Source organism: Novimethylophilus kurashikiensis, from assembly GCF_003112435.1.
In the GTDB taxonomy this organism is placed as follows: domain Bacteria; phylum Pseudomonadota; class Gammaproteobacteria; order Burkholderiales; family Methylophilaceae; genus Novimethylophilus; species Novimethylophilus kurashikiensis.
The window spans coordinates 240,942-262,919 of the sequence record NZ_BDOQ01000002.1 but is presented as its reverse complement, the minus strand read 5'-3'; the positions used below and the strand labels follow the sequence as shown (position 1 = coordinate 262,919).

The window sequence follows — 21,978 nt, the reverse complement described above, 5'->3', positions numbered from 1 at the left end:
CGAGCGCCCCTTTTTTTACCTCAATTTCTCACAACCAGGCCATAAGGCCCATTTCATGCGGGTGTGTGAGCAATTCATGGTAAGGATAAGCACGGATCAAATAGCTTAGTTTGCCGCACAGCTCGGGCTGCATTTCGAGCACGAACAGGTGCTCGTTATCCAACACTTGCTTGCATTCGAACAGAAACGGCACTGGATTGGTGCTGGTCTTGATTTGCGAAGTACGTGCCAGCAGCAATTCCACCCGGATATCCTCGGCCTTCAGTCCGCCCAAATGCACGGCAACCTCGATGCGTACGGTACGACCGAACCCGATGCGCTTAGGCGGCATCTCCACTTGCCGCATGGAAACACCGCTCCAGTGTTCCAGCACGTGCGCCTTCCAGGCGGCCAGCGTCTTGGCGGCGACAAAGCCTTTATCGGCATACCGAGCTCCTTGCCGTCCGGCTGGCAGATAAAACTTACTGACATACTCCCGCACCTGCCGCGTTGCGCTAAAGCGCGGAATAATCGTCGCCATTGAGCGCTTGGCCATCCGCACCCACTGCGGCGAATATCCCATCTTGTTCTGGCTGTAGAACGCCGGCATTACGCGGTCCTGCAAGATCTCATACAGCGTTCGCGCATCTTCCCGATACTTGGCCGCATCGTCGAAATGGTCCGGCGCGGGCTTGATGGCCCAGCCGTTGCTCCCGTCATACCCCTCGCCCCACCAGCCATCCAGCACCGACAGATTCAAGGTCCCGTTGATGCCCGCCTTCATGCCGGAAGTTCCTGAGGCCTCCATGGGGTAAACCGGCGTATTGAGCCAGACATCCGCCCCTGCAACCAATCGCCTGGCCAACCCCAAATCATACCCCTCGACCAGCAACACCTTGCCTTCGAATTCCGGCATGTTCGCCACGCGATGCACCTCGCGGATCAAGTCGTGACCTGGCGCATCGGCCGGGTGCGCTTTACCGGCAAAGATGAAGAGTACCGGCCTTTCCTTGCCGCTCGTGATCTCTCGCAGCCAGTCGAGATTCTGGAACAGTAGATTGGCGCGCTTGTAGGTCGCAAAACGTCGCGCAAAGCCTATGGTCAGCACGTTGGGGTTATCGGTATCGCAATACTTGAGCAGACGATCCAGGTGGGCTTCGCTGCCGTGGTTGCGGGCGTGCTGGGCCGAAAGCCGATGACAGATGCTGTAGAGCAGTTGCATCTTGAGCGATAGCCGTACGCTCCAAAATTGCTGGTCAGGAATATCGTCGATGCGCTCCCAGAACTCCGGGTCGTGCAGGTGGTTACGCCATTCGCCGCCCAAATGCCGGTCGAACAGCTCTGCCCATTCCAGAGCTAAAAACGTCGGCACATGCACCCCATTGGTGATGTAGTCCATCGGGTTGTCTTCGGGATCGATTTGCGGCCACAGCTTGCGGCAGATTCCCGACGAAACCTGGCCGTGAATTCGCGACACCCCGTTCTGGTAGCGCGACCCGCGTACTGCGAGGGAGGTCATGTTAAACACGTGATGATTGTCCGGATCGCGCCCCAGGTCGAAAAAACGTTCGGCATCGACATTCAACTGCGGCCAGAAATGGTTGAAATATTCCATGACCATTTCGTAATCGAAATGATCGTGACCGGCAGGGACTGGCGTGTGGGTGGTGAACACCGTGTTCGCCGCGACCGCCTCCAGCGCAGCAGCAAAATCAAGCCCTTCTGCCACCAATTTACGGATACGTTCGAGCACCAGGAAAGCCGCATGGCCTTCGTTGATGTGCCATACCGTAGGTGTTTGACCAACTGCCTCCAGCGCTCTCGCCCCGCCAACCCCGAGCAGGATTTCCTGCTGGATTCGCATGTGGCGGTCGCCGCCGTAGAGTTGGTAGGTGATATTGCGATCGGCCTCTGAATTGATCTCCAGATCGGTATCGAGCAAGTAGAGCGAGATATGGCCGACACGTGCCTGCCACACCTTGGCATGCACTTCCCGTCCAGGCAATTCCACTGAAACTTGAGCCTCCCTGCCATCGGGAGTCATGGCAGGCACCACAGGCAGATCGTCGAAATCGGCAGCTACGTAATGCACCACCTGATTGCCGTCGGCATCGATCTGTTGGGTGAAATAACCTTGCCGGTAGAGAAAACCGACCGCCACAAACGGCAGGTTGAGATCACTCGCCGCCTTGCAGTGATCTCCGGCCAATATGCCCAAGCCGCCCGAATAGATAGGGAAACTTTCGTGCAGGCCGAATTCGGCGCAGAAATAAGCGATCAGCTCGCCCTTGGGGTAGGGCTCCTGCCCTTCCAGCATGGGCGGCGCGTTTTGGTAGCTATCGTAGGAGGCCAGCACGCGGTGGTACTGGATAAGAAAGGCCGGATTCTCAGCGGCATCTTGCAGCCGCTGCTCATCGACACGCCGGAGAAATACCTTGGGATTATGCCCGACGACAGACCATAGCTTGGGATGCAGCTGGGCGAAGAGGCTGCGTGTGGGGCGGTCCCAGCTATACCAGAGGTTGCCCGCAAGCTCTTCCAACCGGGAGAGCTTGCGCGGTATGGCGGGAACCACCTCGATGGAGAACATATTGCCGCTTTTCATGACCACCTCCTGCCTGGAGTGTGGTTGAGTTCGCGGCTGCGCTCCGTCGCTTAACCCACATTAAGGTTATTCCATGCGGAGAAAATGCTCGCGGTAGTACTTGAGTTCTTCGATGGATTCGAGGATATCGGCCATTGCCGTATGGCTGCTAGCCTTCTTGAAGCCGTCGTAGAGCTTGGGGCGCCAGCGGCGGGCCAGTTCCTTGAATACGCTCACGTCTAGGTTGCGGTAGTGAAAATAGGCCTCGAGCTTGGGCATGTAGCGCGCCAGGAAGCGTCGATCCTGACAGATGGAATTACCGCACATAGGAGACTTGCTCGCAGGTACGTACTGCTTCAGGAATTCGATCATCTGCGCTTCGGCTTCGGCTTCGGTCAGGGTAGAAGCCTTGACCTTGTCGATCAAGCCGGACTTGCCATGCGTGCCTTTATTCCAGGCATCCATGCCGTCCAGCACTTCATCGGACTGGTGCACGACCAGCACAGGCGATTCGGCGATGGTATTGAGATGGACGTCGGTGACGATGATCGCCATTTCCAGAATCCGGTCGGAATCAGGCTGCAAGCCGCTCATCTCCAGGTCGATCCATATCAGATTGTCGTTATCCTGTGCCATAATGAACCTTCTCCGCGATTGTTATTCAAAATCCTTGAGATTTTAACTCAAAATTAACTCATGACCGCCTTCACAGCCCTATTTATCGCCCTTCTCGCCGTCACCGTTTTCATGCAGCAATGGCTGGGGCGTCGACAAATCGCGCATGTGCTGGCGCATCGCAATGCGGTACCTAGCGCGTTCGCTCAGGACATCACCCTGGACTCGCATCAAAAAGCGGCCGACTACAGCGTTGCAAAATCCCGGCTGAATTTGAAAGAAACTGCCACCAGCGCCGTCGTGCTCCTGTTGTTGACCCTGGGTGGCGGGCTACAAGCCATCGATACGTTTTGGCAAGGCGCCGTCGCCTCTCATCCCATGCTTGCAGGTGTAGCAGTGATTCTCTCCGCAGTATTGATCACTAGCATTGCAGAAATCCCGTTCGATTATTACAAGACCTTCACCATCGACCAGCGCTTCGGCTTCAACAAAATGACGCCGGCGATGTTTTTCCAGGATCTGGTCAAGAACGCCATCGTGGGCCTTGTCATGGGGCTGCCACTGTTGTTCGCCGCGCTTTGGCTGATGAAATCCGCGGGCAACTACTGGTGGCTGTGGCTGTGGTGCGTATGGGCGGTATTCAACCTGCTCGTACTGGCAATTTACCCCACCTTCATCGCGCCGCTGTTCAATAAATTCTCGCCGCTGACCGATGCCGCGCTGAAGTCGCGCATCGAAACCCTGCTCGCCAAATGCGGATTCAAATCTCAGGGTTTGTTCGTCATGGACGGCTCGCGTCGCAGCAGCCACGGTAACGCCTATTTCACCGGCTTCGGCGCCAACAAGCGCGTGGTGTTTTTCGACACCTTGCTGGAACGCCTGGACGAAGACGAAATCGAGGCCGTGCTGGCGCACGAGTTGGGGCATTTCAAACGTCGCCACGTCATCAAGCGCATCGTCATGATGTTCGCTGTGAGCTTCGCCGGGCTGGCGTTACTGGGTTGGCTCAAGCAGACCGACTGGTTCTACACCGGCCTCGGCGTGCAAACGCCGAGCGACCACATGGCGCTGCTGCTCCTGCTGCTAGTAAGCCCGGTGCTTACCTTCCTGCTGCGCCCGGTGTTTGCCGCCTTTGCCCGCAGCAACGAATTCGAGGCCGACGAATACGCCGCCCAGCACAGCAGCGCTCGTCATCTGGTCGAGGCCTTGGTCAAGCTGTATCGCGACAACGCGTCTACGCTGACGCCCGACCCTCTGCATTCGGCGTTTTACGATTCCCACCCGCCCGCGAGCATTCGCGTGGCTCACCTGGAAAAATTGGCGGCCGCATGATAAAAAACACTCGCTTCGCCCTGCTGGCATTACTACTGGCCTCCTTATCGGCCCACGCCGACCCTTTTGCCGCAGGCGATGCAAAAATCGGCAAGAAGATGGTGCAGCAAAACTGCACCTCATGCCATGTATCGAGTTTCGGCGGCGATGGTTCGTCGGTGTACACGCGCGAGGATCGTATCGTCAAAGACGCCAAGGGTTTGTTGGCCCGCATCCGCACCTGCGAAACCAACCTCAACCTCAAGTGGTTCGAGGATGAAGAAATGCACGTCGCGGCCTACCTCAATCAAACCTACTACCATTTTAAATAATTGCTGCAGCACGGCCTGATCGTTGCCGCGCACGGCAAACGCTACGACGTCGAATTGCACGACGGCGTCATCGTCAGTTGTGTGACGCGCGGGAAGAAAAGCGAACTCGCTTGCGGCGATAAAGTGGAAATCAAACCCACCGGCCCAGGCGAAGGCGTGGTGGAAAACTTCCTGCCGCGCTCCAGCCTACTCTATCGCAGCAATGAATTCCGCAAAAAGCTGCTGGCAGCAAACGTCACCCAAATCGTGATCGTCCTAGCGGCCAAGCCCAGCTTTTATCCTGAGCTGGTAGACCGTTGCCTGGTCGCCGCCGAATCCGAAGGCATCCGGCCGCTGATCGTGCTCAACAAGGCCGACTTGCCGGAAAGCGCTGAAGCCATGGCTCGCTTGTCGCTCTACCAGCGTCTGGGCTACGAAGTTCTCCCGCTCTCAGCCAAGCAGGACATTGCACCGTTGCTCCCTCATCTACACGGCCAAACCAGCGTATTGGTCGGGCAATCGGGCATGGGCAAATCGACCATCGTGAATGCGTTGCTGCCCGATGCCCAGGCCAGGACCGGCGAGATTTCCTCCGCGCTCGACAGCGGCAAGCACACGACGACGGCCGCGCGGCTCTATCATCTCGACGCGGCAAGTCAGCTGATCGATTCCCCTGGCTTGCAGGAATTCGGCTTGGCCCACATCACACCGGACCAAATCGAATATGCATTCCTGGAGTTCCGCCCCTACCTGGGCAAATGCCGATTCAGCGACTGCCGCCACCGCAGCGAACCCGGCTGCGCCGTGCACGAAGCCATCGAGGCCGGTGCTGTGACCACGGGCAGATTGTCGTGCTACCATCAACTCATCGACCACCCCGCTTGAAACACTAAGCCTGAAACACGGTTAGCATGCCAACCGCCTTCATCAGCCACCCGGATACTCTACTGCACGTGATGGACGGCCATCACCCGGAATCTCCCGCACGTATCTCGGCCATTAAAGATCGCTTGATGGCGGCCCATATCTACGATTACCTGCAACATCACGATGCACCAGCGGCTACCGACGAACAATTGGAGCGTGTGCACGACCGGGAATACGTCCGGCGTATTCGTAACCTCGCCCCGCCCGCAGGCATCGTCCATCTTGACCAAGACACTGCCATGGGTCCCATGACCCTGACCGCCATTCAGCATGCGGCGGGGGCCGTGACCCTAGGCGTGGATCTAGTCATGACCGGTAAAGCCCGTAGCGCCTTCTGCTGCGTTCGTCCCCCGGGACATCATGCGGGGCGCGCCCATGCCGGCGGCTTCTGCATTTTCAACAATGTCGCCGTCGGTGTTGCTCACGCCATGGCCGTTTATGGCATCCAACGTGCCGCCATTATCGACTTCGACGTGCATCACGGTGACGGCACGGAAGACATTTTCCGCGATAACCCCAAGGTCATGTTGTGCTCGACCTTTCAGTCTCCGCTCTACCCTTTCCGCGGAGAAGATAGCCGCACCGAGCGCATAATCAATGTGCCTCTGCCTTCGGGGACCGACGGCAAACAATTTCGGGCTGTCGTCGAGAAAGAATTCGCGCCGGCATTGGACGAGTTTGCGCCGGAACTCATATTCATTTCCGCGGGCTTCGATGCGCATCTGGACGATCCGCTAGGTGGGATGCGGCTGGTCCGCGACGATTACATCTGGGTGACCGAATTCGTCATGGATGTGGCTCAGCGCCATGCACAAGGCCGGATCGTCTCCTCACTGGAGGGCGGCTACGATCTTACCTCGCTGGCCGATGCGGCAGCCGCCCACGTCAGAACCCTGTCCGGCCTATAAAGCCAGGCTGGTATAATCAGCGCATCATGCAAATCACCACCAGACTTGAATTCGATGCCGGTCATCGCATTCCCAGCCACAAAAGCCAGTGCCGCAACCTGCACGGTCATCGCTACGTGATCGAAATTACGCTTTCCGGGGACATCATCCAGAACGAAGGGGCTTCGGAACAAGGCATGGTGATGGATTTCTCGGACGTCAAAGCCATTGCGCGGCAGCAAGTGGTCGACAAGTGGGATCATGCCTTCCTCGTCTACAAGGGCGATACGGCTGTACTGGATTTCCTCAAGACCATGCCCGATCATAAGACGGTGGTCATGAATAGCGTCCCCACCGCCGAGAACATGGCTGCAGAAGCTTTCCGCATCTTGGATGCAAGCTACAAGGACACCTACGGCAACCACTTGCGGCTGGAGCGGGTACGCCTGTTCGAAACGCCCAATAGCTGGGCCGACGCCCTGCGCAACGCCGATTAATTAAATCTTATGCTGATCGTCATCGGCTTTTGTGCGGCACTGCTGATCTCGACCACCATCATCCATTACGAAGTATTGCGCGGGTTGACCGCCACTTTGCCTGCACTCAGGATTCCGCCCAGGACCAAGCTGATCGCCGTCATCTTTACGATGTTTCTCGCGCATGCCCTCGAGATTTTGCTGTATGCGGCAACGGTGTATGTACTCGTCCGGTTCGAAGGACTAGGAAGACTCGCAGAAGCCAGCAAGTTCTCCTTCCATACCTGCTTCTATTTTTCTGCGGAAACCTACACTTCGCTGGGGTACGGTGACGTAGTGCCGGGCGGCGACCTGCGCTTGCTTGCCGGGGTGGAAGCGCTCAACGGCTTGCTGCTGATCGGTTGGTCGGCGTCTTACACCTACATCGCCATGGAGCGATTCTGGAACGAATCGGGAACGGCTGGTTAAGGCGGTTATAAAGCGATAGTTGCAGCGTCGTCCAATGCCATCTGCAAACTGGCTCGCCAATCCGGCAGCGCCAACCCGAACACCTTGGCGAGCTTGCCGTTATCCAACATCGAATTCGCTGGGCGTTGCGCAGTCGTGGGATATTGATCGGTACTGATGGGAAAGATATTTTGAGGCTGCAAGCGCAACACCGGCCAGCCGACCGATTCCCGGCGGGCGCGATATTCCTCGATGACGGCGCAAGCCACGCCATGCCATGAGGTCGAGCCTCCGGCGCTGAGATGATACGTTCCGGAAACCTCTTCGATATCGCGTTGCGACAACGTCAGCGCGGTCGTCTGAGCAATCAACCGACTCCATGTAGGCGTGCCGATCTGGTCATCAACGACGCTCAATTCGTGGCGTTCGTTGGCCAGCCGCAATATCGTCAGCACGAAATTCCTGCCGCGCACGCCGTAGACCCAACTCGTGCGAAAAATGAGGTGCGGCACGCCGACAGCCCGTATGGCCTCTTCGCCTGCCAGCTTGGTGCTGCCGTAGACACCCATGGGATGCGTAGGGTCGGTCTCGCGATACGGCCCAGGCTTGGTGCCGTCGAACACATAGTCCGTCGAGTAATGAACCAACCCGGCATGTATGCGCTTGGCTTCTTCCGCCAGGATACCCGGAGCAGTCCCGTTGACAGCCATCGCCAGCTCCGGCTCGGATTCGGCGCGATCAACAGCGGTATAGGCCGCAGAATTGACGATGAGATGAGGACGCACCTCGCGGATGACGCGTCGGATACTGTCAGTATCCGCCAGGTTCAGCACTGCGCTGGAAGGTGCAACGACACGACCCAGCGGCGCCAAGGCACGCTGCAACTCCCATCCTACCTGCCCGCTGGCACCCGTCAATAAAATCGTTTTCACTCAAAATGCTCCGCATCGGCGAAGCTAACGCCCTGGGCATCCTTGGCAGACAACATCGGCTCACCTTGCAATGCCCATTGGATACCGATAGCAGGATCATCCCACTGAACGCAACGCTCATGTTCAGGGGCATAAAAGTCGGTGGTTTTATAGAGAAAATCTGCAGTTTCCGACAACACTAGAAAGCCGTGGGCGAACCCTTCCGGAATCCAGAGCTGACGCTTGTTTTCGGCAGAAAGCAAGGCTCCAGCCCATCGTCCGAAAGTTGGCGACGATTTTCGCAAGTCCACTGCGACGTCGAAGACCTCCCCAGCCACTACGCGCACCAATTTACACTGCGGCTGGCGAATCTGGTAATGCAGGCCACGCAATACGTTCCTGGCCGAGCGTGAATGGTTGTCCTGCACGAAACGCGGGCGCAGCCCGGTCGCTGCAAAAAACTGGTTCTCGTTATAACTCTCGAAAAAAAATCCTCGATCGTCGCCGAACACCTTGGGCTCAAGCAGAAGGACATCGGGGATTTCGGTAGGAATAATCCTCATTAAAAAACTTTCTCTGTCAGCATGCGCTTCAGATACTGCCCGTAGCCGTTCTTGCCGTACAACCCTGCAATCTTCTCCACTTGCGCCGCATCGATATACCCCATGCGGTAGGCGATTTCTTCCGGGCAGGCGATCTTAAGCCCTTGGCGCTTCTCGATGGTTTCGATGAACAAGGAGGCTTCCAGCAGGGATTCATGGGTGCCCGTATCCAGCCACGCATGGCCGCGCCCCATGAGTTCGACGTTCAACTGGTTTTGCGCCAGGTATTGTTTGTTGACATCAGTAATTTCGAGCTCACCGCGAGGCGAAGGCTTGAGATTGGCTGCAATGTCGATCACCTGATTGTCGTAAAAATACAATCCGGTGACGGCGTAGCGAGATTTCGGCATCTTGGGTTTTTCTTCAAGACTGATAGCGCGTCCGACATCATCGAACTCGACCACCCCGTAGCGTTCCGGGTCGTGTACCGGATAAGCAAACACGGTGGCGCCCTCGGCCTGCTCGCCCGCCTGCTTTAAGCTGGGCCCAAGGTCATGACCGTAGAAAATATTGTCGCCCAGCACCAATGCACTGGGATCGCGACCAATGAATTCGCGACCGATGATAAAGGCTTGCGCCAAGCCATCGGGAGAAGGCTGCACTGCGTAGCTGATATTCAGACCCCACTGGCTGCCATCGCCAAGCAGTTCGGAAAAGCGCGGAGTGTCTTGCGGCGTGGAAATCAGCAGGATGTTGCGGATTCCGGACAGCATCAGCGTCGACAGGGGGTAGTACACCATGGGCTTGTCGTACACCGGCAGCAACTGCTTCGAAACGACTTGCGTAACCGGATAAAGCCGCGTGCCGGAACCGCCGGCCAGGATGATGCCTTTTCTCATTTTGTTCTCTCGGCGTAGTTGGTGGCGACCCAGCTGCGGTACTCACCGCTGGTCACGTGCTGGACCCAATCCTGATGATCGAGATACCACTGCACGGTTTTGCGTATCCCTGTCTCGAAGGTTTCGGCAGGTTTCCAGCCCAGTTCGCGCTCGAGCCTAGTGGCATCGATGGCATAGCGTCGATCATGGCCGGGGCGATCAGTGACAAAAATCATTTGCTCGCGATAGGACTTGCCATCGTCACGCGGAGACAATTCGTCCAGGATATCGCACAAGGTCTGCACCACTTCGATGTTGGGCTTTTCGTTCCAACCGCCGACGTTATAAGTCTCACCCACTTCGCCGGCCTCCAGAACGCGCCGGATTGCCGCACAGTGGTCCTTAACGTAGAGCCAGTCGCGAATTTGCTGGCCATCGCCATAAATAGGCAAAGGTTTTCCAGCCAGAGCGTTGTGGATCACCAAAGGAATGAGTTTTTCCGGAAAATGATACGGACCGTAGTTGTTGGAGCAATTGGTAGTGAGCACCGGCAAGCCATAGGTGTGATGGTAGGCCCGCACCAGATGGTCGGAAGCTGCCTTGGAGGCCGAATATGGACTATTGGGTTCGTATCGGTTGGTTTCTTTGAATGCCGGATCGTCCTTGCCTAGCGAGCCGTACACTTCGTCAGTGGAAACATGCAAAAAGCGGAAATCGGACCTCTCCTGATCGTCCAGCCCGTTCCAGTAGGCCCGAACTTCTTCAAGCAGGTGAAAGGTGCCGACAACATTGGTCTGAATAAAATCTTCCGGCCCATGGATCGAGCGGTCGACATGGCTTTCAGCCGCGAAATTCACTACGGCACGCGGCCGGTGCTCGACGAGGAGCTGCTGCACCAGTTTTCGGTCGCCGATATCGCCGTGGACGAAGATATGAGACGGGTTACCTTCTAGAGAAGCCAGGTTTTCCAGGTTGCCCGCATAGGTCAGCTTATCGAGATTGATGACTGTAGCATCGCAATTGTCGATCCAATCCAATACGAAATTAGCACCGATGAAACCGGCACCGCCTGTGACGATGATTTTATTATTCATTATTGCTCGCTTCGAATTGCCGCCATACGGCTGTGCCGCCAGCCGCCTTGTCCAGACTGGCTAGATACTGCTGATGCGCCTCCGCCTCTTCCGCGCTCGCTGCGATGACCTTCAGGGGGCTTTGCCGAACGAAGACGGTTTCTTCCACCACCGCTTGTTCCAGACTTATTTCCATGATCAGGCTGTCCTGACCGCGGGTCATCGCCATGTAGACATCGGCTAGCAATTCGGCGTCCAGCAAGGCGCCGTGCAGCGTACGGTTGGAGTTGTCGATGCCGTAGCGCTTACACAGTGCATCCAGATTGTTGCGCTGACCTGGATGCATCTCCCGCGCCATTTTCAGGGTATCGATGATCGCGTTGCCGATCTTGCCGAGCTCCAGCATGCCGAGTTCGTGGTTCAGGAACCCCAGATCGAACGGTGCATTGTGGATAATCAACTCGGCGTCGCCGATGAAATCCAGGAACTCATGGGCGATTTCGGCGAACTTGGGTTCGTTCTGCAAGCGTTCCAGCGTAATGCCGTGTACGGCTTGTGCCCCGGCATCGATATCGCGCTCTGGATTGATATACACGTGGTAATGATTGCCGGTCAGGCGTCGATTGATCACCTCTACGGCGGCCACTTCAATGATGCGGTGTCCTTGCGCCGGGTCGAGGCCGGTCGTTTCAGTATCGAGAAATATTTGTCTCATTGCGCGCGCCTGTTGCCAAACAGGCGGTCTCCCCCTTGATCTTTAGTATTTTATCCGCCGGATTTTACCCGCTGTGCCAGCACAGTTTCCACACCGCGGTTTGCCAATTGATCCGCACGTTCATTGCCTTCGTGCCCGGCATGCCCCTTGACCCACATCCATTCGATCTGGTGCTTGTTCGCCAGAGTATCGAGTTCCTGCCACAAATCTGCGTTCTTGACCGGCTCCTTGCTGGCTGTCCGCCATCCGCGGGCTTTCCAGCCCTTGATCCATTCGCTGATACCTTTTTGCACATATTGGGAATCGGTCGCGACGCGTGCACGGCTGGGACGTTTAAGCGCCTCGAGCGCCCTGATCACGGCCAACAGCTCCATACGATTATTCGTGGTCAATACCTCGCCGCCGAACAACTCTTTTTCATGCGAGCCGTAACGGAGCCAAGCGCCCCATCCGCCGGGGCCGGGATTACCCTTGCAAGCCCCATCGGTAAAAATTTCGATTAATTGTTCTTCACTCATGCGTTGTCTTATGGAATTCCTTTTGCGTGGGTCGCGGCACCAGCACTTGCGCAATGCTGCGGCTGCCCCATTGCGGTCGAATCAGTCGCATACCGGCAACCCGTTTCTTAGCCACCAGAAAATAGGTGCCGCCCATCATCGGCCACCAGCGGTCGCCAGCACGATTCATCCAGTCGAACTTGGCCAGCCACTTTTGGTTTCTGAGCGGCGGAGCATAGCAGGCCATGCGACCAGCGACCACTTCAAGATCGAGCAGCGCCAGCCAATCTTTCATACGCATCAATGAAATAAACTTGCCGTTCCAGGGCAAGTCTTCATGCTTGCCGAAAAGATACCGCAGCCCCCACAAGCTCACCGGATTGAAACCGCTGATGATGAGGTGCCCTTCTGGCACCAAGGCACGGACGGCATCCCGCAAGGTTTGGTGGGGGTTTTGCGCAAACTCGAGCACATGCGGCAACAACATGAGATCGATACTATGCGAGGCCAGCGGCAGGCGGTCGAAATCGCAACACAGCGCACCGGACTGAACACCTGCGGAAATCCGGTAAGGAATGCGGCTATTGCGCAGAAGATCGATGTTAGGCAGTCCGAGCTGGACGGCGTTGAAACCGAAGATATTGACGACGGCGCTGTCAAATAATTTCTGCTCGCAGGACAACACATAATCGCCCAAAGGAGTCGCAAGCCAGTCGGATTCGCTTATGATTGAAGCCATGAATATCGTTCCCGTACCTGCCTTTAGCGACAATTACATCTGGTTGATCACGCATGGAAACCATGCAGCAGTCGTCGATCCCGGAGATGCTGCACCGGTGCAGGATTACCTCCGCCAACACCGACTAGTCCTCTCAGCGATCCTGATTACACATCGCCACGATGACCATGTAGTCGGCGTTCCAGAGTTGCTTCGGCACTCGCAGGTTCCCGTATATGCGCCTCGCCATGAAAACCTAGCGTTTTCATTCGAGGGCGTAGGCGAAGGCGATGTTGTTACCTTGCCTCATCTACCCGTGGATTTCCGCGTGCTGGACGTACCCGGCCACACCTCTAAACACGTGGCGTATTATGGCGGAAATTCCCTTTTCTGTGGCGACACGCTGTTCGGCTGCGGCTGCGGCCGCATCTTCGACGGTAATACCGAAGACCTCTACCGATCCCTGCAAAAACTCGCTGCGCTACCTGACGAAACCCAGGTCTATTGCACCCATGAATACACATTGGCCAACGAGCGTTTCGCCCGCCTGATCGACCCGGACAATGCCGAACTCATGCGCCGAGTGACCAGCGATCAGCTGCAGCGCGACCAAGGCAATCCCACCCTGCCGTCCACCATCGCCGTAGAAAAAGCAACTAATCCCTTCTTGCGCTGCCATACCCCAGCCATTCGTAAGGCAGCGCAAGAACATGGGTTCGCGACCAATACCGCCGCGGAAATATTCAGCGCCATCAGGACACTTAAAAACAATTATTAATCAAGTGGATATATAAAAACAGGGTCATCCTTTCGCCTTGACGGGACTGAGCTCGGCCGGTAAACTGCGCCGAGTTTCTTCACCGGCCCTACGAATGATGATTAAAAGCCCGTTATCCAACCTGCTTTTCCTCGCATTGTTCGCATCCAGCGCCGTCGCTATGGCGGATGCCGATCCGGCCTCTTCAAGCAACTCCTCAGACGATAACAGCAATACTCCCCAGGTCAGTCAAACGGCCAGCGAGAACATTGGCCCCAACCTGAGCACCTACAGCGACGACGGCCTGCAAATGGACCTGATGCTGCGTAATGCGCCGGATGCCGACCAGGCCAGCAGCGGCGATTTGTGGCAGCGCATCCGCAACGGATACGGCATGCAGACGCTCAACTCGCCCTACACTTCCGTGCACGAATCCTGGTATGCAGCACGGCCGGATTACGTCAAACGCATGATTGCCCGCAGCAAGCGCTACCTGTTCCATGTTGTGGAAGAAGTGCAAAAGCGCGGCATGCCGACCGAAGTGGCCTTGTTGCCCATGGTCGAAAGTGCCTTCAATCCGGTGGCCTACTCCACCAGCAAGGCCTCGGGCATCTGGCAATTCGTGCCGTCCACCGGCAAGAACTTCGGGCTCAAGCAGAACTGGTGGACCGACAATCGCCGCGACGTCACCGCCGCCACCAATGCCGCGTTGAACTACCTGGAAAAGCTGCATGTCATGTTCGGCACGTGGGAACTCGCCTTGGCGGCCTACAACGCCGGCGAAGGCACAGTGCAACGCGCCATCGAATACAACCGCCGCAAAGGTTTGCCGACCGATTACCAAAGCCTGCCGCTGCCGCCGGAAACCCGGAACTACGTTCCCAAGCTGCAAGCCGTCAAGAACATCGTCGACAATCCGGAACAGTACGGGCTTAACATCCAGTCCATCCCCGACCAGCCTTATTTCACGAAGGTTACGGCACCGGCCAAGATCGACGTCAACCTCGCTGCAAAGTTGGCCGGCGTGTCGGTAGAAGAGTTCACCTCGCTCAATCCGGCGTCCAACCGCCCCATCCTGGCCAGCAAAGGTCCGTCGCAGGAAATCCTGCTGCCAGTGGGCAAGGACCAGGAGTTCGAAACCAATCTCGCCAACTACAACAAACCCTTGGTGAGTTGGCAGACCTACGAGACGAAACGCGGCGAGCGCATCGAAGCCATCGCCAACAAGTTCGGCATCAGCGTGGCCGAACTGCGGGACGTCAACGATTTGCCCGCGAAGGGCCGCCTCAAGCCTAACCAGGCGCTGCTGGTACCTGCCAAAGGCGATATCGATCCCGATGCGCAGCTCACCCTGGTAGAGAACGCACCCTCAGTCGAGCCTGATGCCCCCGCCATCAAAACGACGAAATACACCGTCCATAAGGGTGACAGTATCCCGGGCATCGCCAAACGCTTCGGGATGAATCCTAAACAGCTGATGGCGATGAACCATCTCAACGCCGGCAGCAAGCTGAAAAACGGCCAGATGCTGGCCGTGACGACCGTGGTCAAGCGTGGCGACAAGCAGGCCGAAAAGTCCATGACGGCCAAAGCCGAGAAGGCTCAAAAAGCCTCTGGAAAACCGATCAAGGTTGCTGCAGCGAAATCAAAATCGCATTACACGGTCAAACGCGGAGAAACCCTCGCCAGCATCGCCAAGAAGTTCAAGGTTGAAACCAGCGACCTCCAACGCTGGAACAACCTGAATGGCAAGCGTGCGCTGGTACCGGGCCGTACCCTGATCATCATCAAAGAAGACGCTTAACTCCTTGCTTATGCCGCGCGCACTTTGCATCGGCATCCTGCTGGCCCTGCTCGCGGCTTGCGGCAGCAACAATGCTCCACCAGCTAATCTGGATGCCGCATTTCCTCCCGAATCGGGCGGCACCATGGTGGACGCCATGTCCGGCGAGCCATCAGGCCTGATTCCCATGATCGCTGGCGAATCCGCGGCATCGGCCGTCGCCAGCCACATCTTCAATAGCCTACTGAAATACGACCGCAACCTGGAACTGGAAGGCGAACTGGCGAAGTCGTGGGACGTTTCTCCCGACCAGCGCACCATCACGTTTCACCTCAAACCCGATCTCAAGTGGGCCGACGGCCAAGCGCTCACCAGCGAAGATGTGCTGTTTACCTGGAAGCTCGTCACCGACGACAAGACGCGCACCCCTTACGGCGCCGATTACAAACTGGTGGAAAAAGCAGAAGCGCCGGACGCGTTGACATTCAAAGTCACCTACGGCCAGCCCTATGCTCCTGCGCTGGATTCCTGGGCCGGCTTGCAAGTTTTGCCCAAGCATCTGCTGCAAGGCCAGGACATCAACAACACGCCCTTCGCCCGCAACCCTATCGGCAGTAGCTACTACAAGCTGGACGAATGGAAAAACGGCGAACGGATTTCCTTGGTCCGCAACGATCACTCGGTATTGGGCCCGCCGCGCATCGACCGCCTGGTCTCACGTTTTATCCCCGACCCAGCTTCTCAGTTTTTGGAGTTGATGGCGGACAACATCGACGTGATGAACCTCAACCCGATCCAGTACGCCCGCATCGTCCCGGCACGTCCGCAGCTCAACAAACGCATCGCGCTCTACAAGGAGCTCGGCAACGGCTACACCTATCTCGGGTTTAACCTCAAGCATGCGCCGTTCGACGATGTACGCGTGCGCCGCGCAATCAACTACGCCATCGACAAGCAGGAGCTCATCGACGGCGTCTTGCTGGGTCTGGGCGAGCCCATTGCTGCGCCTTACAAACCCGGCACGCGCTGGGTCAATCCGCAGCTCAAGCCCTACCCTTACGATCCCAACAAAGCCAAGCAATTGTTGAAAGAAGCCGGCTTCGAGGACCACGATGGCGACGGCATCCTGGACCGCGACGGCAAGCCCTTGTCGTTCGAAATCCTCACCAACCAGAACAAGCAGCGCGAAATGAGTGCAGTGCTCATCCAGCGCCGCCTCAAGGAAATCGGCATCGACGTCAAAATCCGCGTTCTGGAGTGGGCCAGTTTCCTGGGGCGCTATATCAAGACCGGCGATTTCGACGTGGTCGTGCTGGGCTGGAGCCTATCGCTCGACCCCGACCAGTTCAGCATCTGGCATTCATCCCAAAACAAACCAGGCCAGTTCAACTTCATCAACTACAACAACCCGCAAGTAGACAAACTACTGGAGCAAGGCCGGCTGGAACTCGACCCGGACAAGCGCATGAAGATCTATCACGAGTTCTCACGCCTCCTGCTCGAAGACAGCCCGGTGGTATACCTGTTCGAAGGCTACGGCCTGCCCGCCATCAGCAAGCGCATTCGAGGTATCGACAACCCCGCACCGCCTGCCGGTATCGGCTGGAATTCGGAGCAGTGGTATATACCCACGCCCTTGCGCCGCACGGAGATCAGCGACCGATGATGCGCTACCTGCTGAAACGTCTGTTCTGGATGGTGCCGCTCCTGGTCGGCATCAGCCTGATTTCGTTCCTCATCATGCATCTCGCGCCGGGCGACATCACGACAACCGAAGCCGCGTTCAATCCAAAGGCGAGCGAAGAGTCGCGCGAGAAGCTGCGCAAGCTCTACCACCTCGACGAACCGGTCATCAAGCAATACGGCTATTGGCTGGAACGCATGGTGAAGCTCGATTTCGGCAACTCCTTCGCCAGCCATCAGCGTCCGGTATTCTGGGAAAAACAGGACGAGCACGGCAACGTGCAAAAAGGACTCATCCAGGATGCGCTGCCGGTAACCCTGCTAATCAATGTGCTCAGCCTGGTGTTGATCATCGTGGCAGCTCTACCGCTCGGCGTGCTATCGGCGCTCTACCACAACAAACCGGCAGACCGAGGCATTACGGTGTTCGTCTTCGTCGGCTTTGCCGTGCCTGGATTCTGGCTGGCCTTGATGATGATGTACTGGCTGGGCGTAGCGCATAACTGGCTGCCCATTTCCGGCCTGCACAGCCTGGGACACGAAAAAATGGGCTGGTTCGGCCAGCTTTGGGATTACTTCCGCCATCTGGCGATTCCCGTGTTCATCTCGGCCCTGGGTGGTTTGGCGGGCATTTCGCTCTTCGTTAAAAACGGCATGCTGGACGTGTTGCACCAGGACTACATCACCACGGCGCGCGCCAAAGGTCTGCCCGAAAATACGGTGGTCTATCGTCATGCCCTGCGCAACGCCATGCTGCCGCTGATCACATTGCTCGGCCTCTCTATTCCCGGTCTGATCGGCGGCTCGGTCATCGCGGAGTCTTTGTTTGCGATTCCCGGCATGGGCAAGCTGTTCTACGACGCCGTGCTGATGCGCGACTTCCCCGTCATCATGGGCATCCTCACCATCGGTGCCGCGCTCACGCTCGTCGGCAACCTGTTGGCAGACGTCGCCTATGCCTGGGCCGATCCCCGCGTGCGGCGAGGAGTGATGCATTGAAAGCCGTATTGCAAAATCAATTGGCGCGCTGGGGCTTCGCCATCATTCTCACCATCCTGATACTGGCACTGCTAGCGCCGCTCATCGCACCCTACGACCCGGACGCCATCGACGTTAAATCGATCCTGCTCGCCCCCTCGTCCGCCCACTGGATGGGCACCGACGGCTTGGGACGCGACGTGTTTTCGCGCATGCTGTTCGGCGCTCGCATCTCGCTATTGGTCGGTTTCGTGGCTGTTGGCATTGCCACCGTCATCGGCGTCATCCTGGGTGCAATTGCAGGCTTTTATCGCGGTTGGGTCGATGTGCTCATCATGCGCCTCGTCGATGTCATGCTGTCCATCCCGACGTTCTTCCTCATCCTCGCCGTGATCGCGTTCCTGTCGCCGTCGATCTGGAACATCATGGTGGTGATCGGGCTAACTTCTTGGATGGGTGTCACCCGCCTGGTCCGTGCAGAGTTCCTGAGTCTGCGCGAACGGGAATACGTGCTCTCAGCACAAACGCTGGGAGCGAAAAACGGGCGCTTGATCTTTCGCCATCTGCTGCCCAACAGCCTTACGCCCATCATCGTGAGCTTCGTGCTCGGTGTCGCCAGTGCCGTACTGGTCGAATCCGGGTTGTCGTTCCTGGGGCTGGGCGTACAGCCGCCGCAAGCCTCATGGGGCAACATCCTGACCGATGGCAAGGAATACATCGAATTCGCCTGGTGGCTGTCGCTGTTTCCCGGCCTCGCCATTCTGCTCACCGTGCTGGGGTATAATCTGCTTGGTGAAGGGCTGCGCGATGCGCTAGACCCGCGTTCTGCAAAAATCAACGCTTAAGTCGTTTCAAATTCAGGGAGATTTCATGGGATTCTTAACGGGCAAGCGCGCCCTTATCGTCGGCCTGCTCAGCAATCGCTCCATCGCCTACGGCATCGCCCAGGCCATGAAGCGCGAAGGCGCTGAACTCGCCTTCACCTACCAGACCGAACGTTTCGAGGATCGAGTCAAGAAGTTCGGCGCAGAATTCGGCACGGATATCGTGCTGCCTTGCGACGTGGCCGAAGACAGCCAGATCGACGCCCTGTTCGAGTCGCTCAAGACACGCTGGACGGACGGGTTCGACATCCTGGTCCACTCCGTGGCTTTCGTGCCCAAGGATGCCCTGGACGGCGACTACATGGAAAAGGTCGACCGCGAATACTTCCGCATCGCCCACGACATCAGCTCCTACAGCTTCTCGGCACTCGCTAAGGGCGCCATGCCGCTGATGGAAGGCCGCAACGGTAGCATGCTCACCATCAGCTACATCGGCGCCGAACGCACCCTGCCCAACTACAACGTCATGGGCGTGGCCAAGGCCAGCCTGGAAGCCAACGTTCGCTACATGGCGCAGAGCCTTGGTCCACGCGGCATCCGCGTCAATGCTGTGTCTGCCGGTCCGATCAAGACGTTGGCCGCTTCGGGCATCAGCGGTTTCGACCGCATCATCGGCTTCTACGAAACGCATGCCCCGCTGCGCCGCTGTGCCAGCATCGAAGAAGTCGGCAACGCGTCCGCCTTCCTGTGCAGCGACTTGGCCAGCGGCATTACCGGCGAAGTCACCTACGTAGACGGCGGCTTCAACATCACTGCTGCCGGCAACATCTAAGCGCACCGCGCCCCCAGCCTGGTCTGTTATCGGATGTCCGTCGAACTCGCACGCGATTTTCTTTTTACAGACCAGGATTTCCAACGCATCCGCAAGCTCATCTACGATTACGCCGGTATTGCACTGAGCGATGCCAAGCGCGATCTGGTCTATAGCCGCCTCGCGCGGCGACTCCGCATCAACGGCTTCAATGTTTTTAGTCACTATCTGGAATTTCTGCATGGCAACGATGCCGAGTGGGAAGCCTTCGTCAATTCGCTGACAACCAATCTGACTTCTTTTTTCCGGGAACAGCATCACTTTCCCATCCTGGCTGATCACATCAAGAAAGTCTCCCAGCGCCAACCGATTCAACTCTGGTGCTCGGCGGCATCCACGGGTGAAGAAGCTTATTCCATGGCCATGACGATGGTGGATTTGTTCGGCAATTTCCGCCCACCCGTGCAAATCCTGGCGACGGACATCGATACCCAAGTACTGAAAAAAGCCGAAAGCGGGATCTACAGCCGGGACAAACTCGACAAGCTTCCGGCAGAAACGCTGGATAAGTTTTTCGTCAAGGATGAGGTAGACGGCGAAAACGTGCTGCGGGTGCGCCGCGAATTGCGCAGCATGGTCACGTTCAGGCGGCAAAACTTACTTGACCACATCTGGGATGCAAGAGGGCCTTTCGAAGCGATCTTCTGCCGCAATGTCATGATCTACTTCGACAAGCCGACGCAATACAAGATACTCAAGAAATTCGTCCCGACGTTGCGCCAGGATGCATTACTTTTCGCCGGGCACTCGGAGAGTTTTTACCATGCGTCGGACTTGTTTCGGCTGCAAGGAAAAACAGTCTATGAACTGTCCGAGCAAGCCAAGGCAATTGCCCAGAGCTAGTTCCTAGCAGAAATTCGGCAATCAGCGCCCTTCATCGCCGATCCTGGCTTCCTCGCGCGGCGCCACTCCCAATGTATCCAACAGCTTGCCCATGTCGGCCATCAAGCGATAACGCGCAAAGCGCTCGGTATACAAGCCGTTCACGTAGTCGCTGCGAGCGCTGTAGAGTTCGTTCTCGGCATCCAGCAGGTCCACCAGGGTACGCTGCCCTACGCTGAACTGTTTGATGTAGGCATCTCGCGTCATCGTTGAGGCATCGACGCGATCCTTCAGAAGAGGAATACGTCCCTTCGCGGTTTCCAACGCACTCCAAGACATGCGCGTATCTTCTTCGATCTGACGCTTGGTACGTTCCACCGCGGCCTGCGAAGCCTGGCTCAAATACTCGGTTTCTCGGACCCTGGCACTGTCCACGCCGCCGTGAAAGAGGTTGTATTGCATGCGCAGCATGGCGTAGGCGTCGTTGTCGCGGTATTCCACACCGGCAAGATTGCGGTTGCGGCTGGTTTCCAGGTCCAGGTTCAGGCGCGGTTTGAAAGGTGCGTCCGCTCCGCGCTGCTGCGCCAATGCAGCGTCGTATTCGGCAATGGCCGAGCGCAAGGCCGGATGATTGGCATATGCGGTATCGATGGTGTTGTCCAGCGTGGGCGGGCAAAGCTCGCATGGGACATCCTCGGGCTTTACCAGCCCGTCCGGCATTTTGCCTACAACACGCTGATAGTTGATCTCCGCCTCGCGCAGATTGGCTTGGGCGGACGATAGATTGGACTGCGCCAGCGAGAGGCGGGATTCGGCCTGCTCCAGGTCGGCCTTGCGACCGATACCCGTATCGGCACGCAATTTGATCTGCTGATAGGTTTTCTCGTGGGCAGTCAGGTTTTCCTGGGTCAGCGCCAACAGTTCCTGTCGACGCAATACTTCAAGATAGACCTCGACGGCACGGAGGCCGATTTGTTCCGAGGTCGCATTGACCTTGTGAGCGGCAGCCTGCAACCGTGCTTCGCTGCGATCCACATCGCTTTTGACCGCATAGCCGTCGAACAGCATTTGCGACAAGGTCAGGCTGGATTCACGTCGCCACAAGGTCTTGTCGCCGGGTTGGGTCGAGATGTTCTCGCTACCTTCGCGGCCAATGCCGAGCGCCATATCAACCTTGGGATAGTAGCCCGCCTTTGCCTGCGTGACCTGGTGCTCTTGCGCCAGTCGTTGCTGCACGTCCACTAGCACGTCCGGGTTGCTCTTTACAGTCTGGTCGACGGCTTCTTTCAGGCTTTCCGCTCCGGCCAACTGGGCCACTGCCAACAGGCATCCGCCCCAAGCCAGCTTGGGCAGCCAGGAAGCTTTTCGTATCTTGCTCATAAAATCTCC

Annotated in this window: 23 protein-coding genes; 13 read left to right on the top strand and 10 right to left on the bottom strand. The window is 57.3% G+C overall.

Annotation, left to right across the window (positions count from 1 at the left end):
* Nucleotides 1-28: 28 nt before the first annotated feature.
* A complete protein-coding gene (gene glgP, locus NMK_RS02480) occupies nucleotides 29-2,584 on the bottom strand; it encodes an alpha-glucan family phosphorylase (RefSeq protein WP_109014175.1) in 2,556 nt (851 codons plus the stop codon).
* 66 nt (nucleotides 2,585-2,650) lie between these two features.
* Nucleotides 2,651-3,199 carry an oligoribonuclease gene (orn, locus tag NMK_RS02475; protein ID WP_109014174.1) on the bottom strand — a complete coding sequence of 183 codons (549 nt, stop codon included), beginning with the start codon at nucleotides 3,197-3,199 and terminating at the stop codon, nucleotides 2,651-2,653.
* Nucleotides 3,200-3,259: 60 nt separating this feature from the next.
* On the opposite strand from orn, the gene NMK_RS02470 reads away from it, so the two are divergent.
* Genes NMK_RS02470 through NMK_RS02445 form a run of 6 tightly spaced genes read left to right on the top strand, consistent with a single transcriptional unit; the run spans nucleotide 3,260 to nucleotide 7,558 of the window.
* On the top strand, nucleotides 3,260-4,510 hold the full coding sequence (locus tag NMK_RS02470; protein WP_109014173.1) for a M48 family metallopeptidase: 1,251 nt from the start codon (nucleotides 3,260-3,262) through the stop codon (nucleotides 4,508-4,510).
* The gene (locus NMK_RS02465; protein WP_109014172.1) at nucleotides 4,507-4,821 is read left to right on the top strand and encodes a hypothetical protein; all 315 of its coding nucleotides are present in this window, start codon (nucleotides 4,507-4,509) and stop codon (nucleotides 4,819-4,821) included. The genes NMK_RS02470 and NMK_RS02465 overlap by 4 nt, the downstream gene beginning before the upstream one ends.
* Nucleotides 4,822-5,685 (top strand): ribosome small subunit-dependent GTPase A, encoded by an 864-nt coding sequence (gene rsgA, locus NMK_RS02460; RefSeq protein ID WP_181376144.1) that lies wholly within the window; start codon nucleotides 4,822-4,824, stop codon nucleotides 5,683-5,685. It abuts the gene before it with no gap.
* A gap of 26 nt (nucleotides 5,686-5,711) precedes the next feature.
* The gene (locus NMK_RS02455; protein WP_109014171.1) at nucleotides 5,712-6,635 is read left to right on the top strand and encodes a histone deacetylase family protein; all 924 of its coding nucleotides are present in this window, start codon (nucleotides 5,712-5,714) and stop codon (nucleotides 6,633-6,635) included.
* 26 nt (nucleotides 6,636-6,661) lie between these two features.
* A complete protein-coding gene (gene queD, locus NMK_RS02450; protein WP_109014170.1) occupies nucleotides 6,662-7,111 on the top strand; it encodes a 6-carboxytetrahydropterin synthase QueD in 450 nt (149 codons plus the stop codon).
* A gap of 9 nt (nucleotides 7,112-7,120) precedes the next feature.
* Nucleotides 7,121-7,558: a potassium channel family protein gene (locus tag NMK_RS02445; protein WP_109014169.1), complete on the top strand. Its 438-nt coding sequence runs from the start codon at nucleotides 7,121-7,123 to the stop codon at nucleotides 7,556-7,558.
* 5 nt (nucleotides 7,559-7,563) lie between these two features.
* On the opposite strand, the gene rfbD is transcribed toward NMK_RS02445, so the two are convergent.
* Genes rfbD through NMK_RS02410 form a run of 7 tightly spaced genes read right to left on the bottom strand, consistent with a single transcriptional unit; the run spans nucleotide 7,564 to nucleotide 12,892 of the window.
* Nucleotides 7,564-8,469 carry a dTDP-4-dehydrorhamnose reductase gene (gene rfbD, locus NMK_RS02440; protein ID WP_109014168.1) on the bottom strand — a complete coding sequence of 302 codons (906 nt, stop codon included), beginning with the start codon at nucleotides 8,467-8,469 and terminating at the stop codon, nucleotides 7,564-7,566.
* Nucleotides 8,466-9,011 carry a dTDP-4-dehydrorhamnose 3,5-epimerase gene (gene rfbC, locus NMK_RS02435; RefSeq protein ID WP_109014167.1) on the bottom strand — a complete coding sequence of 182 codons (546 nt, stop codon included), beginning with the start codon at nucleotides 9,009-9,011 and terminating at the stop codon, nucleotides 8,466-8,468. Before rfbC ends, rfbD begins: the two co-directional genes overlap by 4 nt.
* Nucleotides 9,011-9,889: a glucose-1-phosphate thymidylyltransferase RfbA gene (gene rfbA, locus NMK_RS02430; RefSeq protein ID WP_109014166.1), complete on the bottom strand. Its 879-nt coding sequence runs from the start codon at nucleotides 9,887-9,889 to the stop codon at nucleotides 9,011-9,013. Before rfbA ends, rfbC begins: the two co-directional genes overlap by 1 nt.
* Nucleotides 9,886-10,962 (bottom strand): dTDP-glucose 4,6-dehydratase, encoded by a 1,077-nt coding sequence (gene rfbB / locus NMK_RS02425; RefSeq protein ID WP_109014165.1) that lies wholly within the window; start codon nucleotides 10,960-10,962, stop codon nucleotides 9,886-9,888. The genes rfbA and rfbB overlap by 4 nt, the downstream gene beginning before the upstream one ends.
* Nucleotides 10,955-11,656: a DNA polymerase III subunit epsilon gene (gene dnaQ / locus NMK_RS02420; RefSeq protein ID WP_109014164.1), complete on the bottom strand. Its 702-nt coding sequence runs from the start codon at nucleotides 11,654-11,656 to the stop codon at nucleotides 10,955-10,957. Before dnaQ ends, rfbB begins: the two co-directional genes overlap by 8 nt.
* A 50-nt stretch (nucleotides 11,657-11,706) precedes the next feature.
* On the bottom strand, nucleotides 11,707-12,174 hold the full coding sequence (gene rnhA / locus NMK_RS02415; protein WP_109014163.1) for a ribonuclease HI: 468 nt from the start codon (nucleotides 12,172-12,174) through the stop codon (nucleotides 11,707-11,709).
* Nucleotides 12,167-12,892: a class I SAM-dependent methyltransferase gene (locus tag NMK_RS02410; RefSeq protein WP_109014162.1), complete on the bottom strand. Its 726-nt coding sequence runs from the start codon at nucleotides 12,890-12,892 to the stop codon at nucleotides 12,167-12,169. The genes rnhA and NMK_RS02410 overlap by 8 nt, the downstream gene beginning before the upstream one ends.
* On the opposite strand from NMK_RS02410, the gene gloB reads away from it, so the two are divergent.
* The 7 genes from gloB to NMK_RS02375 all read left to right on the top strand — a co-directional run bounded on the left by gloB (nucleotide 12,891) and on the right by NMK_RS02375 (nucleotide 20,610).
* Entirely contained in the window at nucleotides 12,891-13,649 is a 759-nt protein-coding gene (gloB, locus tag NMK_RS02405; RefSeq protein ID WP_109014161.1) for a hydroxyacylglutathione hydrolase, read from the top strand. The two genes, NMK_RS02410 and gloB, sit on opposite strands and share 2 nt — an antisense overlap.
* 94 nt (nucleotides 13,650-13,743) lie before the next feature.
* Entirely contained in the window at nucleotides 13,744-15,432 is a 1,689-nt protein-coding gene (locus tag NMK_RS02400) for a lytic transglycosylase (protein ID WP_109014160.1), read from the top strand.
* Nucleotides 15,433-15,442: 10 nt separating this feature from the next.
* Nucleotides 15,443-17,077: a peptide-binding protein gene (locus NMK_RS02395; RefSeq protein WP_109014159.1), complete on the top strand. Its 1,635-nt coding sequence runs from the start codon at nucleotides 15,443-15,445 to the stop codon at nucleotides 17,075-17,077.
* Nucleotides 17,074-18,093: an ABC transporter permease gene (locus NMK_RS02390; protein WP_109014158.1), complete on the top strand. Its 1,020-nt coding sequence runs from the start codon at nucleotides 17,074-17,076 to the stop codon at nucleotides 18,091-18,093. The genes NMK_RS02395 and NMK_RS02390 overlap by 4 nt, the downstream gene beginning before the upstream one ends.
* On the top strand, nucleotides 18,090-18,917 hold the full coding sequence (locus NMK_RS02385; protein ID WP_109014157.1) for an ABC transporter permease: 828 nt from the start codon (nucleotides 18,090-18,092) through the stop codon (nucleotides 18,915-18,917). The genes NMK_RS02390 and NMK_RS02385 overlap by 4 nt, the downstream gene beginning before the upstream one ends.
* Nucleotides 18,918-18,942: 25 nt before the next feature.
* Nucleotides 18,943-19,728 carry an enoyl-ACP reductase FabI gene (locus NMK_RS02380; protein ID WP_109014156.1) on the top strand — a complete coding sequence of 262 codons (786 nt, stop codon included), beginning with the start codon at nucleotides 18,943-18,945 and terminating at the stop codon, nucleotides 19,726-19,728.
* 33 nt (nucleotides 19,729-19,761) lie between these two features.
* Nucleotides 19,762-20,610 (top strand): CheR family methyltransferase, encoded by an 849-nt coding sequence (locus tag NMK_RS02375; protein ID WP_109014155.1) that lies wholly within the window; start codon nucleotides 19,762-19,764, stop codon nucleotides 20,608-20,610.
* Between the two features lie 21 nt (nucleotides 20,611-20,631).
* Here the strand turns inward: NMK_RS02375 and NMK_RS02370 are convergent, their stop codons facing one another.
* Entirely contained in the window at nucleotides 20,632-21,969 is a 1,338-nt protein-coding gene (locus NMK_RS02370; protein WP_109014154.1) for a TolC family outer membrane protein, read from the bottom strand.
* Nucleotides 21,970-21,978 lie beyond the last annotated feature (9 nt).

Bases quoted from the DNA above. Each gene is read 5' to 3' on its own strand.
- gloB (WP_109014161.1), top strand. From the start codon at position 12,891: ATGAATATCGTTCCCGTACCTGCCTTTAGCGACAATTACATCTGGTTG.
- dnaQ (WP_109014164.1), bottom strand. From the start codon at position 11,656: ATGAGACAAATATTTCTCGATACTGAAACGACCGGCCTCGACCCGGCG.
- orn (WP_109014174.1), bottom strand. From the start codon at position 3,199: ATGGCACAGGATAACGACAATCTGATATGGATCGACCTGGAGATGAGC.
- rfbB (WP_109014165.1), bottom strand. From the start codon at position 10,962: ATGAATAATAAAATCATCGTCACAGGCGGTGCCGGTTTCATCGGTGCT.
- NMK_RS02370 (WP_109014154.1), bottom strand. From the start codon at position 21,969: ATGAGCAAGATACGAAAAGCTTCCTGGCTGCCCAAGCTGGCTTGGGGC.
- NMK_RS02395 (WP_109014159.1), top strand. From the start codon at position 15,443: ATGCCGCGCGCACTTTGCATCGGCATCCTGCTGGCCCTGCTCGCGGCT.
- NMK_RS02400 (WP_109014160.1), top strand. From the start codon at position 13,744: ATGATGATTAAAAGCCCGTTATCCAACCTGCTTTTCCTCGCATTGTTC.
- NMK_RS02445 (WP_109014169.1), top strand. From the start codon at position 7,121: ATGCTGATCGTCATCGGCTTTTGTGCGGCACTGCTGATCTCGACCACC.
- NMK_RS02455 (WP_109014171.1), top strand. From the start codon at position 5,712: ATGCCAACCGCCTTCATCAGCCACCCGGATACTCTACTGCACGTGATG.
- rfbC (WP_109014167.1), bottom strand. From the start codon at position 9,011: ATGAGGATTATTCCTACCGAAATCCCCGATGTCCTTCTGCTTGAGCCC.
- rnhA (WP_109014163.1), bottom strand. From the start codon at position 12,174: ATGAGTGAAGAACAATTAATCGAAATTTTTACCGATGGGGCTTGCAAG.
- rfbA (WP_109014166.1), bottom strand. From the start codon at position 9,889: ATGAGAAAAGGCATCATCCTGGCCGGCGGTTCCGGCACGCGGCTTTAT.
- NMK_RS02470 (WP_109014173.1), top strand. From the start codon at position 3,260: ATGACCGCCTTCACAGCCCTATTTATCGCCCTTCTCGCCGTCACCGTT.
- NMK_RS02380 (WP_109014156.1), top strand. From the start codon at position 18,943: ATGGGATTCTTAACGGGCAAGCGCGCCCTTATCGTCGGCCTGCTCAGC.
- NMK_RS02465 (WP_109014172.1), top strand. From the start codon at position 4,507: ATGATAAAAAACACTCGCTTCGCCCTGCTGGCATTACTACTGGCCTCC.
- glgP (WP_109014175.1), bottom strand. From the start codon at position 2,584: ATGAAAAGCGGCAATATGTTCTCCATCGAGGTGGTTCCCGCCATACCG.
- queD (WP_109014170.1), top strand. From the start codon at position 6,662: ATGCAAATCACCACCAGACTTGAATTCGATGCCGGTCATCGCATTCCC.
- NMK_RS02410 (WP_109014162.1), bottom strand. From the start codon at position 12,892: ATGGCTTCAATCATAAGCGAATCCGACTGGCTTGCGACTCCTTTGGGC.
- NMK_RS02390 (WP_109014158.1), top strand. From the start codon at position 17,074: ATGATGCGCTACCTGCTGAAACGTCTGTTCTGGATGGTGCCGCTCCTG.
- NMK_RS02375 (WP_109014155.1), top strand. From the start codon at position 19,762: ATGTCCGTCGAACTCGCACGCGATTTTCTTTTTACAGACCAGGATTTC.